The following is a 15,352-nucleotide window of genomic DNA, read 5'->3' on the forward strand; positions in this document are numbered from 1 at the left end:
CACTCAGGCGAGCCGGGGCCGCCCCGCCACCTGCGCCCGGTCGGCGGCAGCGGCCCCCTGTTCCCATCCGACCGCGTCGCCGGCCCCGCGCAGCCGAGTGGTGACCGTGTCCGGGAACATCCGCTCCATCCGGTCGGCGACGGCCACGTCCCGGGCCGCGAGCACCGGCAACAGGTCGCCCTCGCTCTCCGCGACCTGCCCCTCGGCGGCGGCCCGCAGCCGGTCGCCGATACGGTGCGCGTAGGCGGCCAGGAACGACTGCCGGAACGTCTTCGTACGCTTCCGACCACCCTTGCGCTCCGCCGCCTCCGCCTTCGCCATCGCCGCGGTGGCCTGCACGAGCAGCGAGGTGTAGAGGAGTTCGACGGCCTCCAGGTCGGGTTCGAAGCCGATGACCGTGGAGAAGGCCAGGGCCTCGTGCCACACGGCCCGGCAGCGGTTCGCCGTCGCCACCGCGTCCAGGAGCACCGCCTTGGCCGTCTCGTACGGCGGCTCGACGCCGATACGGCAGGCGCCGGGGGCGTCCCCGGCATGCGTACGGGCCGCGAGCAGTGCCTCGTCGATGCTGTGCCGCGCCATCAGTTCCTGCGCCTTGGCACTGAGCGCCTCCGCCTCCTCGGGGTAGCCGGTCGCCTCCGCCTTCGCGAGCAGGGCCCGGATACGGGTGAGCATGCGTGTCTCCGGCTGCTGCGGTGCGGCGTCCTGCCGGAGCGCCTCGAGGGGTTCGAGGACGGGCAGCCGCAGGAGCAGGCGGTACAGCTCCAGAACGGCGGTGGCGTGCGAGAAGCGGTCGGGGGCTCCCGGGGGCTCCGCGTCGAGGTCGCGCAACTGGGCGGCCCAACGCGGACCGGGAGGTGTGCGCTGCCCGGCCTCCTGAAGGATCAGAGCCGACACGATACGCACATGGGGTGCGTCCAGTTCGCGGCGCACGATGCGTACGACGTCGGCGGGCTGCCAGCCGCGCTGCCAGGCCCCGGCCACGAACTGCTCACCTCGCCGCGCGAGTTCGGCGTCGGCCGCGGGGTCGGCGGCGAGCAGCGAGGCGCCGGTGTCCAGGGCCGCGTCGCTGTCGTCATAGAGGGCGGCCCGGAAGGCGCGGTCCACGGTGGTCGTCGTACTCACGCGTTCGATCGTGACACGAAGTGCGCCGGGACCCGTCGGCGTCCTCCCCCGAGACCGTCGACGGCTCGCCACCGAAGGGGCACAGACAGGTCGCGCAGGGTGTCAACTTCTGATTGACACTCATGGGGTGTCAACCTACGGTTGACATATGACGGAGAAGCCGAACAGCACAGCGAACCTGCGTCTCGACGACCTCATCGCAGCCATCAAGAAGGTCCACACGGACGCGCTCGACCAGCTCCAGGACGCGGTGATCGCCGCGGAGCACCTCGGAGACGTGGCCGACCATCTGATCGGCCACTTCGTGGACCAGGCCCGGCGTTCGGGCGCGTCCTGGACCGACATCGGCAAGAGCATGGGCGTCACCCGGCAGGCGGCCCAGAAGCGCTTCGTGCCCAAGGAGTCCGCTGACCTCGATCCCAACCAGGGGTTCAGCCGGTACACCCTCCGCGCGCGCAACGTGGTCATCAGCGCGCACAGCAAGGCGAAGTCCGCAGGCAACGCCGAGACCGTCCCCGAACACCTCGTCCTCGGGCTCCTCACCGAGCCGGAGGCGCTCGCGGCCAAAGCGATCGTCGCGCAAGGGGTCTCGCTGGACGCGGTGAGCGAGGCGGCGACCGCCGCCCTCCCGCCCCGCGCCGACGACGCCCCCGAACTCGTGCCGTACTCCCCCGCCGCGAAGAAGGCGCTCGAACTCACCTTCAGGGAGGCGCTCCGCCTGGGGCACAACTACATCGGCACCGAGCACATCCTCCTCGCGCTCCTCGAGCTGGAGAACGGCGAAGGCCTGCTGGCCGGCCTCGGCATCGGCAAGGACGCGACGGAGGTGCAGGTGCTCAAGGAGCTGGACGACATCCGCAAGCAGCTCTCACAAGAGGGCTGAGCTGTCCGGACAGCACATCCCGGCCCGTTGTCAGACCCCCCTGCCACACTCGCAGCATGACCGGGCGCTGGGCTCTCGCTCCGGCCGAGGACGGTGGCGCGGAGGTCGCCGCCCTCGGCCCGGACGGGCTGCTCGCCGGGCCCGTGGTCAAGGAGGGGGATCTCGTCGAGGCCGTCCGGGCGCGGCCTGAGGTCACCCGGTGGGTGTGGCGGTCCACCGCCGACGTCCAGCCGCGTCTGCTCGCCACGGGGGTGCGGGTCGACCGGTGCTACGACGTCGAGGCCGTCGAGACCCTCCTCCTGGGCCACGAGGGACGCCTCGGCGAGCCCCGGTCGGCTGCCGCCGCGCTGGCCCGGCTGCGCGGCGGCCCCGTACCGCCGGACCCCCCGCCGCGGTCCGCCGAGCCCGGCTCGCAGTCCTCCCTCTTCGAACCCAGCCCCGTCCACCTCCCCCTCCGGGACCTCGTCGAGGTGTACGCGGACCAGCAGCGCCGGCACGAGACCACCGCGCACCCGGACCGCATGCGTCTGCTCACCGCCGCCGAGTCGGCCGGCATGCTGGTGGCCGGCGAGATGAACCGGTCCGGGCTGCCGTGGAGCGCGGACGTCCACCGCGAGCTGCTGCACGACCTGCTCGGCGAGCGCTACGCGGGCGGCGGTGAGCCTCGGCGGCTGGCCGAGCTGGCCGAAGAAGTGTCGGCCGCCTTCGGCCGCCGGGTCCGGCCCGACCTGCCCGCCGACGTCGTCAAGGCCTTCGCCCGGGCCGGTGTCCGGGTGCAGTCCACCCGCCGCTGGGAGATCGAGTCCATCGACCATCCCGCCGTGAAACCCCTGCTGGAGTACAAGAAGCTGTACCGCATCTGGGTCGCCCACGGCTGGTCCTGGCTGCAGGACTGGGTACGCGACGGTCGTTTCCGGCCCGAGTACCTGCCGGGCGGCACGGTCACCGGCCGCTGGGTCACCAACGGCGGCGGCGCCCTGCAGATCCCCAAGGTCATCCGGCGCGCCGTGGTCGCCGACCCGGACTGGCGGCTGGTCGTGGCCGACGCCGCCCAGATGGAACCGCGTGTCCTGGCCGCCATCTCGCGCGACCCGGCGTTCATGGAGGTGGGGGGCCGCGACGAGGACCTGTACCAATCGGTGTCCGACCGGGCGTTCTCCGGGGACCGCGCCCAGGCGAAACTCGCCGTTCTGGGCGCGATCTACGGCCAGACCTCCGGTGACGGCCTGAAGAACCTCGCCGCTTTGCGCCGCCGCTTCCCCAAGGCCGTCGCGTATGTCGACGACGCGGCCCGCGCGGGCGAGGAGGGCCGTCTCGTCCGCACCTGGCTCGGACGCACATCACCGCCGGCCGCCGGGGCCTCGGAGGACGCGACGGAGGAGGCGGGCATTCCGCAGGAGGGTGGCCCCTCGGCGGCGACCGAGGAATCCCAGCAGTGGATACCGGGGTACGCCTCCACCAACTCCCGTGCCCGCGGCCGCTTCGCGCGCAACTTCGTCGTGCAGGGCAGTGCCGCGGACTGGGCCCTGTTGATGCTCGCCGCGCTGCGCCGTGCCTGCGCGAGCCTCGCCGCCGAGCTGGTCTTCTTCCAGCACGACGAGGTCATCGTGCACTGCCCGGCCGAGGAGGCGGACACGGTGGTCGCGGCGATACAGGAGGCCTCGGACCTGGCGATGCGGCTGACGTTCGGCGAGACCCCGGTACGGATTCCGTTCACGACGGCCGTCGTGGAGTGCTACGCGGACGCGAAATGACGAGGCGCACACGGTCTGCGGGGGCGTCCGTGCAGCGGACCCGCCGTCCCGCCCGGCTCAGCCTTCCGCCAGCAGTTCCCTGAGCTCCCCGGCCACCGGGCTGTCTGTCGCGTCCAGCGCGACGAGGGCGGACTCCCACTGCCGACGGGCCTCCTCGGCGTCACCCTCCGCCCGGTGGAGCAGGCCCCGCTGGTGCCGGGCGAGCCCCTCTGTGTAGCAGTCGCCGTGTCGGGCGGCGAGGGTCAGCAGCACATCGCACTCGTGCGCGGCCCGCCCGGCGTCCCCCCGCCCCCGCAATGCCCGCACCAGCCCGAGCCGGGTCTGCGCCTCGCCCTGCCAGTGCCCGTGCCCGTGCCCGCCGAGCACGCGCAGACTCTCCTCGAAGTGCGGTAGGGCGGCGTCCGGTTCGCCGAGAGTGAGATGGGCGAAACCGATGTTGCAGTGCGCGGAGTGGCGAACGATGACATGCCCGATCCGCTCCCCGATCTCCAGGCTCCGGCGGTGGTGGCCGATGGCGGCCCGCGGGTCCGTGTGCTCGTACAGATTGCCGAGGTTGCTGTAGGTGATGGCCTCCTGCATCGGGTCGTTCAGGACACGCGTGTACTCCAGGCACTGCCGCAGCGCCTCGCCGGTCTCCTCGTACCGGCCGAGGCTCTCCAGGAGCAGGGCCCGGTTGTTGAGGCCGCGGCACAGGCAGGAGAGGTGGTCCAGCCGCCGCCAGATCTCCAGCGCCTGGTCCAGCAGGGCGAGTGCGTCTCTCCCGTGGCCCTTCAGGAAGTGCACCCCCGCCAGGTCCAGGAGCGCGTATGCCTCCGCGGCCGTGTCCCCCAGCCGGCGCGCTCCGCGCAGGGCGGCATCCACCGGCACCTCCAACTCCGCGACCCGCCCGCGGCGTTGGAGGTGCGAGGCGATCCTGCGGACGAGCAGGGGCACTTGTGCGGAGGTGTCCGCGTGGCGCTCCACGAGCGCGACCATGTTCTCCAGCTCCAGGCCGATCCAGTCGGCGGCGGCCTGTGCGGAGCCGAAGGCGGCGACGGCCGCCACGTCCGCACGGTGCGTCTCGGGCTGTGACGGTGTCACCCGGAGTCGGTCCTCGCGCTCCGCGCCCGGCTCGACGATGGCTTCGAAGGCCCGTGCGGCCACGGCGCTGTACCAGCGCAGGGCGAGATCGGCGGCCGTGCGGTCTGTCTCCGCGGCGCCCCCGCCCCTCGCGGTCTCGCGAGCGAAATCCCGGACGAGGTCGTGGGGCGCGTAGCGCCCGTACGCGGTCTCCTCCAGCAGCGCGACGTCGACGAGCCGGTCGAGGGCGGCCTCGGCACGGCGTTCGTCCGTGCCGAGGAGGTGAGCGAGCAGGGGCGCCCCGTAGGCAGGGAGGTCCAGGACGCCGATACGGCCGAGGGCGTGTGCCGCGTCCCGGTCGGGCTCCCGGTCCGAGGCCGTCCGGCTCACGGCTCCTCGGAAGCCGTTGGCCATATGTTAGCGATCCGTTGGCGTGGCCTGATGTGATCCCTTCATCGGATCTGGCCCGACGGCGCGCGCGTAGACGCGTAGCTCGGGGGAGTGTCGCCGCCGTGGCCGGATCCGGGACCACACAAGGACCCGGTCGGCAGAGGTGAACGACCGGGCCCTTCGCCGTCCCGTGCCCGCGCGTCCGTGCGTCGTCGCCCCGCCCCCGCGGTACCGGTGCTCGCGGAGCCGCATACGCGGGACCCGGCACTCGTCGGCTATATCACCGGCGGCCGGCCGAGCCTGGTGAGCCGCCACACCGTGCGCCACCGTATCGGACGCCGCTCGCCCGCCGGGGTCCGCAGCCCCTCCACGAACCCGCCGAACCACGCCTTCAGCCCGCCCACCGATCGGGTCCTCAGAAGGGTCACCGCGATCCACACCCCGAGGTGGACGGGGATGAGGGGAAGGGGCAGACGCCGCCGCACGAGCCACACACGGTTCCGTGCCGTCACCCGGTAGTAGATGGCATGCCGCGCGGGCGAGGTCTTCGGGTGCTGGAGCAGCAGTTCGGGCGCGTACAGCACGGTCCAGCCGCCGTCGACGGCCCGCCATGCGAGGTCCGTCTCCTCGTGTGCGAAGAAGAACTCGGCGGGCCAGTCACCGATCTTTGCGAGCATCGCCATGGACAGCGCGTGCCCGCCGCCGAGGAAGCCGGTCACCGGACCGCCGCGCATCGGGTCGGCGGCCCCGACCCGCGGCACGTGCCGGCGCTGGGTCTCGCCGTGCTCGTCGGCGATACGGAACCCGACGATGCCGAGCCTCGGGTCGTCGGCGTACAGATCCCGTACGCCTCGCAGTACGTCGGCGTCGACGAGCAGCCCGTCGTCGTCGAGTTCGACCACGACGTCGACATCTCCGAACTCCCGCAGCCGGGCGAGGGCCACGTTACGGCCGCCCGGGCAGCCGAGGTTCTCGTCGACCTCCACGCAGGTGATCTCACCGGGCAGGCCGAGGCGCTCGGCGAACTCGGGCAGGGGGCAGCCGTTGCCGACGACGATGATGCGGGAAGGGGCGAGGTCCTGCTTGGCCACGGACGTGAGGAGGGCGTCGACCTCTGCGGGCCGGTTGCCCATGGTCACGACGGCGACGGCGATTCGAGGTCTCGGCTCCGGCTCCGTCTGTGACACGACACCCACCCCATCCCGGCCGACGATTGTGGAACGCGATGCTAACCGTTCACTGAGAGGACGCCTCACGGACGCCGGTTCTCCTTGCTGTGGATGATTTTCAGGGCGGACCGCGGGGTTCGCCATCCCCGTGACGCGGCCTTCTTTCGCCGGCTCTGCGTCCGACGGGTGCCGAACTCGCCCTGCCGCCGCACGCCGCACCGCCCGGTTCCACGGGAAGGGGCCGCGCTCGCAGCACCTGCGGAGGACGCCGTCGTGCGGCCGGATGGCCCGCATTCCGCGCCGGACGCGCACAGCCGTCCCACCGCAGCCTCCACAGGACTCGCATTCCACCGGCCTTGCCTTCCGCCTTCCGCCTTTCTTCCCGTCCACGCCGGCGGTCTTTCCCGGCCGCCTCTTGTCCCGTCCGTCATCCGGAACAGGACTCGGTGAATTCGCCGGCGAATACGACTCATCACGGTGCGCCGTGCACACCCCGTGGAATTCGCCCTGGGCCGGACGGCCTTGCGGCCGTGTCCTGCGCAAGCGACCCGGTCAGGCGGCCAGTTGGCGGGCGCGGAGCGGCCCCCCAACGGGTCGGGTACCCTGGCCACGACCGCGCGCAGTGCACAGGAAACACGAGAAAGGGGGCGGAGGATCGGAGCCGGAAAGGCGCCGTGATTCCCACCACCGATGCCGTCCATCCCGCGGGTTGGTTCGCCCAAGGAAATTTCCAGCCCGAGCAACCCTCATGTAAAGGAACTCGCCGCTCTTCGTCGCCGACGGAACAGGCAGAATTCCGGAGTGACCCTCGTGGAAGGTTATGAGGAACTGGATCTCGCTCTGCGAGCCGGCGTCCGTCCCCGCGAGCTGTATTTCTGCCCCGCCCTGACCGGCGGGTCCGACCCCCGCGACGTCGTGGCCCGTGCGGCCGAGCGCGGGTCCGCCCTGTTCAGCCTCAGCCGGCAGGCCTTCGACAAGGCCGCCTACCGGGAGGGCCCCGACGGCTGGCTCGCCGTCGTGCCGGACATCGAGACCGATCTCTCCCGCATCGAGGTCGACGACCGGGCCCTCTTCCTCGTCTGCGAGAGCGTCGAGAAGCCCGGCAACCTGGGCTCGATACTGCGCACCGCGGACGCGGCCGGCGTGAGCGCCGTCATCTCGGCGGACCCCGTGACGGACTGGGGCAATCCCAACGTGATCCGGGCCAGCAAGGGCACTGTGTTCGCCGTCCCGATCGCCTCGGCAGAGTCGGAGGACGTCGTGCGCTGGCTCGCCGAGCACGCGGTGAACGTCGTCGCCACGACCCCCGACACGGACCTCATGATGGCCGACGTCGACATGACCGGGCCCACGGCGATCCTCGTCGGCAGCGAGAAGTACGGCCTGTCGGACCGGTGGCTGGGGGGCCGCCACACCAAGGCGAAGATCCCGATGTTCGGTCAGGTGGACTCGCTCAACGTGGCCGTGTCGGCCGCCCTCTTCACCTACGAGGCCGTGCGGCAGCGCATGGCGTCCCGGTAGCGCGGAGAATCCGTTCACCGAGGCCGGGCGCGCGCGGAGAGCGCTCGCATCACCGCCCGGCGGGCCGTGGGTCCGGATGGCAGTCGGCGGTGGCGGGGGCACACCGACCGTGACGGCTCACCACCGTCGATGATCGAGGGTGGGTCCGGGTGGCCGGTCCTGCTCTCTTGTCGGTCGTCGCGCAGGCGAGACCGCCTGCCTGCGGTGAGCTGCAGTGGCCCGCGACGAGCGGCAGCCGCGGCGGCGATGGGACGGTGTCCGATGCGTGGAGTGTCCTGGCTTCGGGTCGTGATCGCTGCACTGGTCGTACTGACCGCGTTTCCCGGCACTGCCAGTGCGTCACCGCCGGGCAGAACACCCGTCGTGCTGTTTCCCGCGTTCCGTCCGACCGAGCTCAAGGTCGTCCTCGTTCACCAGACGGCGGCGCCCGAATGCCCCGGTCGGGCAGCTTCGTACGGACATCGTCCATGTCACGGTCGGCCGGCAACCGTCATACGGGTGCGCTTACGCCCCTTTGTCCGCGGGATGAGCAAACCGGGTCAGCAGATCCGTGAGTTGCTCGGAGTCGCCGGGCTCCAGTCCGGCGACCAAACGCACGGCCAGCGGCTCCGCCGCCACATGTGCCGCATCGAAAAGCTCGAGGCCCTGAGGCGTGATCTCCACTGCCCGCGCCCGTCGGTCCCCCGGAACGGACTTGCGTATGGCCAGTCCCTTACGCTCCAGGTCGTCCACGACTCGCATGATTCCCGCCTTGTCCGTCCCCGTCGCCGCCGCCAAGTCCCGCTGCACCGTGGGCCCGCGGTCGACCAGCACGATCAGCACGGCGAAATGCCGCAACTCGATGCCGAGCGGCCGGAGCGCCTCCGTCATCACCGTGGCGGCGCGCCAGTGCGCCCGACGCAGCAGCAGACCGAGAGCGAAAGGCGAGGCGTCCCCGGGGCGGTCGGTCGCACGCACGGGGGTGGTGGGGTGAGGAGCGTCAGCGGTCATGAAGCCACACTACAACCGCCCTTTCATTCGATACAGTATCGCCTGAAACAACTGGGAGTCGTCGTCCACAGAGGTGGTCGGCACCAGCACGGCGCTGTCCGGCGGCCGGCATGCCCCTTCGATCACGTCAACAGTGCCGCCAGGCCACAGCGGCCTGCGGAAAGCTCAACGAAAGACCCCGGCCAGGAGCCCTTCTGGCCGGGGTTTCCGACGGAGCCGCTTCCGGAATTCGAATTCGAGACCTACGCATCTCTCACGAGTTGTCGGACGCATCACGAGTTGTCGGATCTCGGTCCGGGGACGGTTCTATCGTTCTGCTCCTGGGAGCGCGCAGAACCCTGGGTGGACGCCATAGCCCCGGTCGCCTCAGCACGGTCCGCGGCGAGCCGCAACGTCACGGCGGCCGCGCCTCCCGCCACCAGGCCGAAGGTCAGCGCCGCCGGGACGCCGTCACCGATGCCGGCGGGCAGGTGGATCAACCCCCAGTGCAAGCCCGTCCCGTCCGTGGCCATCCGCAACAGTTGGCTCGCCAGCAGCCCCAGGACGGTCGCGCACACCGCGCCGAGGGCCATCGCCGGTACGGTGGCTCGAGTCAGCAGGAGGGGCAGCCGCCACAGTGCCCACCACACCACGGCGAGCAGCAGCACGTCGGCGCCCCGGTACAGGAGCCAGTCGCCGAGCGGAGTACCCGCCGGACCTGTCCAGGCGCCGAGCAGCAGCCACTGGCGCAGCAGGTCGCCCGGTTCCGCGAGCAGCCCGTTGTGCAGGGAGATCGACTGGAGGCGAGCGGCGACCGACTGGTGCGAGAGGACCACGAGGGACACCGCGACGACCGCGGTCCCGACGGTGGCGGCCAGACGAGCGGTGCGCGCCGAGACGGCCTCCTGCACCGGCGCATCGGCGCCCTTCGCGGTGACCCGGGCCACGAGCACCGTTCCCACCGCCGTGACCAGCGCGGTCACCACCAGGATCTGCCGCCCGGACGAGATCACGCTCGCCAGTTGCGGCAGCAGGCGGTAACTGCCGTGCCCCTGCGAAGCGATCAGCCACGGCGCGGAGACGGTCACCGCCAGCGTTCCGGCCACCAGACCCCAGGCCCACACCGCCGACAGGGTGGCGAACCACCGACTGTGCACCGGCGGCAGCCTGCGGACCAGGAGCAGCACCCCGGCCACGAAGAAGACGAAGACCGCGCCGAACCGGATCTGCAGCGCCGTGCGATAGAGGGCGAGGTAGCGAGTGCCGTCGGTGCCGGCTGGGTCCCCGATGCCGCCGGACACCTCGGGGCCGAACCGGAGTGATGCGGGAGAGTCGTACGACCATGGGGTGAGCCAGCGTTGGAGCTCGGCGGCACTCTGACCGCCGAGCACGTCGACGGTGCCCGGCAGATACAGCGCGTGCGCACTCGCCCCCGCCCACCACAGAAGCGCCGTGATCAGCAGACCTCCGACCGGTGCGGATATCGCAGCGCGCCCATATGTCATGACCGTCCCCGTCTTTGATCGCGCATCCCGCACGTCCCCCAGCAGGTGGAGACTACGGGTCTTTGATCACATACGAATCACGGTCGCAGGGCGGCCCGCACGGAACCACACTGGTCAGTGGGGTGCCCCGCCCGGGGCGCGTGCCCACGACGGAAGGAGGACCGAGCCATGCCCGCGGACGCACTTCCCGGCCCGCTACGGGTCCTGGTCTTCGGCGCGGCACTGCGGGCGGATTCGACCAACGTCCGCCTCGCCGCCCTCGTGGCCCAGCTCGTCTCCGACACCGGTGCCACCGTTGACCTCGCCGCCATGCGCGACTTCGACATGCCCTTGTACGACGGCGACATGGAGGTCACCAAGGGATTGCCGCAAGGCGCCCTCGCCCTGCGTGACCGACTCGAGCAGAGCGACGCCTTCGTCATCTCCTCGCCGGAGTACAACGCCTCCGTGCCAGGAGTGCTGAAGAACGCGATCGACTGGGTCTCCCGTGTCCGGCCGCAGCCGTTCAAGACCAAGCACGCCCTGCTCGTCTCCGCCTCGCCGTCCCTGATCGGCGGCAACCGCGGGCTGTGGACTCTGAGGATTCCCCTGGAGCACCTGGGCACCCGCGTCTACCCGGACATGTTCAGCCTGGCCGATAGCTACCAGGCCTTCGCCGAGGACGGAACGCTGGCCGACCCGGGGCTGCAGCAACGTCTCACCGATACCGTGTCGGCTTTCCTCAGCCTCGTCGAGGCGGACGTACGTTACGTCTGTCTGGAACGCCGGTGGTACGAGTTCCTGGGGGACCGCACCGAGGCAGCCATCACCCAACGGGCCGAGGATTGATCCCGGGATGCCGTGAGGCGCGATGTTGCGCTGAAACCCCACAGCAGCTCGCGCGGGGCTCAGCCGGTGCCTGACGCCGTCTCCGATTCGTTCTCTGCCCGCCGGGTCGCCTCGGGCGAGGCGGCCACGAGGACCAGAAAGCCGCCCGTTGCGTGGAAGACGGCGGACAGGGAGGCGAAGATGCGGGCCTGGGCCTTGTTGGCCTCGTGGTACTCGTTCTCCGTCAGCACGACCTCTTCGCTGCGCCGCTCCGACTTGTCGTACCGGGTGTAGTAGTAGCCACCGTGCCCGTCGGTCTTGGCGTCGTGCGCGGTACCACCTCCGGTCGCGACGGCCGACAGCGCCACGAGGAACACCGCCACGTACGAGCACTTCAGGCCGATCGACAGGCTCCGCACGAACCGGGACATACGCCGGCTGTTCGCCGTGCCGAGCAGGTTTCTGCCGCCGTCGGAGATCAAGGCCCGCAGCAGGGCGGCGCCGAAGACGGGAAAGATCGCGACGAACACGAAGCCCACGGCAGCGAAGGGGACCTTGTTGGGTCCGGGCAGCCAGGTCGCCGCCGTGAGCAGCAGCGCGAGCACGCACAGGACCCAGGCGAGAAGGAAGTGGACTCGGCTGCCGCCTCGCAGTCCGGACAGCCTTACCCGAGCCATGCGCTGCTCCTCCCTCTGCGTGTGTGAAGGCCCCAGTCGCCATGTGCGCGGTCAGCGCGGTGCGCGCGGGCGGCTGTGCACATCGAGCACGGCCTGGAACTGCTCGTGCGCCGCGCGGACGCGGCCTGTCGCCACGTACGCGCGGCCCAGACGGCTACGGATGTCCATCTCCAGCCAGTCGCAGCTGGGTTCGGTGAGCGGGTTCAGCAACTGGTGCTGGAGGATGGCCTGGTGATGGAGGGCTATGGCCGCGTTCAGGTTCCCCTCGCCTTGCTCCGCCGTGCCCAGTCGGGTCAGGCTGCGCGCACAGAGGAAGATGTCCCCGACCCGCTGCCCCAGCTGAACCGCCTCGCGGAGCCGGCTCTTGGCCTCACGGTAGTGGCCGAGGCGGAGGTGGACGTCGGCGGCGCAGCTCAGGACCCTGCCGAGCATGCGCGGCCTGCCGTCCGCCTCGGCGTGGGTATAGGCGTCGGCAAAGCAGGCCAGCGCCTCCTCGTTCCGTCGCCTCAAGCAGTGGACGAGGCCGAGAACGACGAGTGCCATCCAAGCGAGCCAGTCGTTGTGCAGCCGCCGGGACAGTTCCACCGCCGCGGTGAGATGGGGAATGGCCCGGTCGCCCTCGCCCACACTCAGGTCGACAGCCCCCAGCCCGGTCAGAGCCCCGGCCTCTCCGCCCGGGTCGGAGTGACGCCGGCTGAGGTCCAGTGCCTCGGTGAACAGGCTGTGGGCCTGCCTGTACTGGCGTTGGTGTACGCCGGTGTAGCCCAGGCAGATCCGCACCGCGGCGGCCATCCGCCGGTCGGTGGCCTCGTCCACGTGCGTGAGTGCAATCTCCAGAGCCGTCTGGCTCTCGTGGTACCGACCCTGCCGTACGAAGTAGTCACACAGCGCCTCGGCAATCCAGCAGGCGTAGTCGGCCTCGCCGAAGGCCGCAGCGTGTGCGACGACGTCGGCGAGCTCTCCACCGGCCGCGTCCAGCCAGGCCTCCGCGTCCTTCCAATGCGTGAACGGTGCTTCAGTGGGTCGGGGTCCGGTGGGGAAACCGGCGGGGTCCCAGTCGCTGGCGAGCCGGGCCGCGTCCAGGTAGAGGCGGAGTGCGGCCGAGTGTGCGGCGGCGGCTTCGGCGGGCGTGGCTTCCGCGAGGCGTCGTGCGTGCACGCGAACCAGGTCGTGCATGCGGTAACGGCCCGGACGCGGCTGCTGCAGAAGACTCGTGTCGACCAGGCTTTCCAGGATCCGCTCGGTGTCGTGGACCGGCCCATCGAGCATGGTCGCCGCTGTCAGCACGTCGAACTCCACCGTCGGTGCCATGCCCAGGGCACGGAATCCGCGCTGCTGCTCGGGTGCGAGCTGTTCGTACGACAGGCTGAAGGCCGCCTCCACGCTGCGATCCCCGACGCTCAGTTCACCGAGCCGGCGCTCGTCGCCCGCCATGCGGCCCACCAAGTGCTCCACCGTCCAGGTGCTGCGGTTCTGCAACCGCGACCCGGCGATGCGCAGTGCCAGCGGCAGCCCGTCGCACAGCCCGACCAGCCGCCGCGTCGCCACCGGCTCCCTGCCCGCGCGCTCCTGACCGATGATGTGCGTGAGCAGGGACACCGCGTCCCGGCTCTCCAGGGGCTCCAGGGTGACCCGTCGGTCAGCGTCCAGTTCGGCCAGCCGCCGTCGGCCCGCCACCAGCACCCTGCTTCCTGCTCCCGCGGGCAGCAGCGGCCGTATCTGTTCGGCGTCCAGGGCGTCGTCCAGCACGAGGAGCAGTCGTAGTGGGCTGGTTGCCGCGCGCCAGGCGGCGGTGAGTTCTTCGAGGCTGCTCGGCAACTCGCCTTTGACCGCGCCGAGCGATCGCAGCAGTCGCTGCAGCGCCTGCTGCGGCGATTGACGCCGCTGCGTACTGTGCGCGCGGAGGTCCACGAACAGGCAGCCGTCCGGGTAATCAACGCTGAGCTCACGGGCCGCGCGGACGACGAGCGCAGTCTTGCCGATCCCGGCCGTACCGTCCACTGTCACGATCGACACGGATCCGGGCGCGGACGGCGCGATCAGCTGTGCCAGTTCGACTTCCCGTCCGATCAAGTGGCCGGCGTCGCCCGGCAGTTCGTTCACCGTGCGGCGAGACTGGGGCCGGGGCCGGTCGGGAGGCGCTGCGGCCGGGCCGAGGAGGCGTACGTCGTCCCGGCGCAGCACCGCTTCGTGTACGCGGCGGAGTTCAGCGCCGGGATCGACCCCGAGCTCCTTTCGCAGACGCTCGCTCGTGTCCCGATAGATCTTCAGCGCCTCCGCCTGACGCTCGCTGCCGTACAGGGCGCGCATGCGCAGCATCGCGAGCGACTCGTCGTACGGACTGGACGCCGACAGGGCGGCGAGTTCGTCCAGGGCATCGGTGAACCGGCCGAGCAGGACCAGGCATTCGAGCCGTGCCACGCGCACCGTGCGCAGGCGCTCGGACAGCCGCTGCCGTTCGACGTCGGCGAACGGGCCGGGGAGACCGGCCAAAGGATCACCGCGAAACAGGCCAAGTGCCGCGGAAAAACAGTCCAGTGCGGTGGGCAGATCGCCCGCCGCCTGCGCACGCTGAGCGCCGTCGAGCCACTCGGCCAGATCCGTCACATCGAGCCGGAGGCCGTCGGCGACGAAGCGGTAGCCGCCCTGTCCGCTGCGGATCACCGAGACCGGACGGTCGGCGGGATCGAGCGCTCTTCGCAGCGCATAGACATAGCTCGGCAGCACGCTCCGCCCGGTTTTCGGAGGATTTTCCCCCCAGATTCCGTCGAGCAGTTGTTCGTGACTGATCAGGATGCCAGGACGAAGCGCCAGTGCGGCCAGTACGGCCTGCCGCCGGACCGGCCCGAGGTCCAACACCGTACTTCCGCGCCACGCCCGTACCGGCCCGAGCACCGCGAGCCGAAGCCCGTGCGAAGACGCACCGTCCACCCGAAGCCTCCGCTTCGCCGCGCATCATCGAAATTTCATCTGCATTGCAGCGCCTCGCGTGACCGTTTGCAAGTGACCATCGAGAACGTCCGGCGGCGGCTGTACGAGGGGAGGGCCGCCGCCGGACCGATGGACGGGCGACGTGTGCGGAAGTCGTCAATTCCATGAGCAATCGAGATACAAGGTGTGAGACAGAGGTTCTGTCCCTGGCGGCCCTCACGGCGACCGCGCGGGGCGAGGGTGTCAGGTTCCTCTACGCGCAGACGGGCGAACTCCTGGGCCGCCATCGCCGGCGTGCGGCCACGGACCTGAGACCAAGGACCGTCGCGCGGCCCGTGCTCAGCGTCGCCACCGCCTCCGCTGAACGAAAAACCCCAGCTCAGAGCTACTCTGGGCTGGGATCTGGGTGGAGCCGCTTTCGGGATTCGAACCCGAGACCTACGCATTACGAGTGCGTTGCTCTGGCCATCTGAGCTAAAGCGGCACGCTGTCCGCACTATGGTGCGATCAGCAACGTCGGTAAGTCTACACAGTTTCCGGGAGTGCTCCGACCACGCCTTCAAAG

Annotated in this window: 11 protein-coding genes and 1 tRNA gene; 4 read left to right on the forward strand and 8 right to left on the reverse strand. The window is 70.8% G+C overall.

The annotated features are described in order from the left end of the window. Window positions 1–3 precede the first annotated feature (3 nt). Window positions 4–1,122, reverse strand: a complete 1,119-nt coding sequence (locus VXC91_RS12950) for a DUF2786 domain-containing protein (protein ID WP_329507297.1) — start codon at window positions 1,120–1,122, stop codon at window positions 4–6. Between the two features lie 148 nt (window positions 1,123–1,270). Here VXC91_RS12950 and VXC91_RS12955 point away from each other — a divergent pair, with 148 nt between their 5' ends. Beyond that, window positions 1,271–2,005 carry a Clp protease N-terminal domain-containing protein gene (locus VXC91_RS12955; RefSeq protein WP_329507298.1) on the forward strand — a complete coding sequence of 245 codons (735 nt, stop codon included), beginning with the start codon at window positions 1,271–1,273 and terminating at the stop codon, window positions 2,003–2,005. 56 nt (window positions 2,006–2,061) lie between these two features. Next, window positions 2,062–3,759, forward strand: coding sequence for a bifunctional 3'-5' exonuclease/DNA polymerase (locus tag VXC91_RS12960; RefSeq protein WP_329507299.1), 1,698 nt, complete (start codon window positions 2,062–2,064; stop codon window positions 3,757–3,759). Between the two features lie 57 nt (window positions 3,760–3,816). Here the strand turns inward: VXC91_RS12960 and VXC91_RS12965 are convergent, their stop codons facing one another. Both VXC91_RS12965 and VXC91_RS12970 read right to left on the reverse strand, forming a co-directional pair. After that, window positions 3,817–5,208, reverse strand: coding sequence for a tetratricopeptide repeat protein (locus tag VXC91_RS12965; RefSeq protein WP_329507300.1), 1,392 nt, complete (start codon window positions 5,206–5,208; stop codon window positions 3,817–3,819). 275 nt (window positions 5,209–5,483) lie between these two features. Continuing rightward, complete coding sequence (locus tag VXC91_RS12970; protein ID WP_329507301.1) at window positions 5,484–6,395, reverse strand: glycosyltransferase family 2 protein; 912 nt, start codon at window positions 6,393–6,395, stop codon at window positions 5,484–5,486. A 672-nt stretch (window positions 6,396–7,067) separates the two neighbouring features. Between VXC91_RS12970 and VXC91_RS12975 the strand changes: the two genes are divergently transcribed. Next, window positions 7,068–7,898, forward strand: coding sequence for an RNA methyltransferase (locus VXC91_RS12975; protein ID WP_408057377.1), 831 nt, complete (start codon window positions 7,068–7,070; stop codon window positions 7,896–7,898). 504 nt (window positions 7,899–8,402) lie between these two features. Here VXC91_RS12975 and VXC91_RS12980 read toward each other — a convergent pair. Together VXC91_RS12980 and VXC91_RS12985 are read right to left on the reverse strand one after the other, a co-directional pair. After that, window positions 8,403–8,888, reverse strand: coding sequence for a MarR family winged helix-turn-helix transcriptional regulator (locus tag VXC91_RS12980; RefSeq protein WP_329507303.1), 486 nt, complete (start codon window positions 8,886–8,888; stop codon window positions 8,403–8,405). Between the two features lie 272 nt (window positions 8,889–9,160). Next, on the reverse strand, window positions 9,161–10,372 hold the full coding sequence (locus tag VXC91_RS12985; protein WP_329507304.1) for a hypothetical protein: 1,212 nt from the start codon (window positions 10,370–10,372) through the stop codon (window positions 9,161–9,163). Window positions 10,373–10,540: 168 nt separating this feature from the next. On the opposite strand from VXC91_RS12985, the gene VXC91_RS12990 reads away from it, so the two are divergent. Continuing rightward, window positions 10,541–11,200, forward strand: a complete 660-nt coding sequence (locus VXC91_RS12990; RefSeq protein WP_329507305.1) for an NADPH-dependent FMN reductase — start codon at window positions 10,541–10,543, stop codon at window positions 11,198–11,200. A 59-nt stretch (window positions 11,201–11,259) separates the two neighbouring features. On the opposite strand, the gene VXC91_RS12995 is transcribed toward VXC91_RS12990, so the two are convergent. The 3 genes from VXC91_RS12995 to VXC91_RS13005 all read right to left on the reverse strand — a co-directional run bounded on the left by VXC91_RS12995 (window position 11,260) and on the right by VXC91_RS13005 (window position 15,271). Further along, window positions 11,260–11,856, reverse strand: coding sequence for a hypothetical protein (locus VXC91_RS12995; RefSeq protein WP_329507306.1), 597 nt, complete (start codon window positions 11,854–11,856; stop codon window positions 11,260–11,262). Between the two features lie 51 nt (window positions 11,857–11,907). Continuing rightward, a complete protein-coding gene (locus VXC91_RS13000) occupies window positions 11,908–14,715 on the reverse strand; it encodes an AfsR/SARP family transcriptional regulator (protein ID WP_329507307.1) in 2,808 nt (935 codons plus the stop codon). A gap of 479 nt (window positions 14,716–15,194) precedes the next feature. After that, window positions 15,195–15,271: transfer RNA gene (locus VXC91_RS13005), tRNA-Thr, on the reverse strand. Window positions 15,272–15,352: the final 81 nt, after the last annotated feature.

Source organism: Streptomyces chiangmaiensis (assembly GCF_036281785.1).
In the GTDB taxonomy this organism is placed as follows: Bacteria; Actinomycetota; Actinomycetes; order Streptomycetales; family Streptomycetaceae; genus Streptomyces; species Streptomyces chiangmaiensis.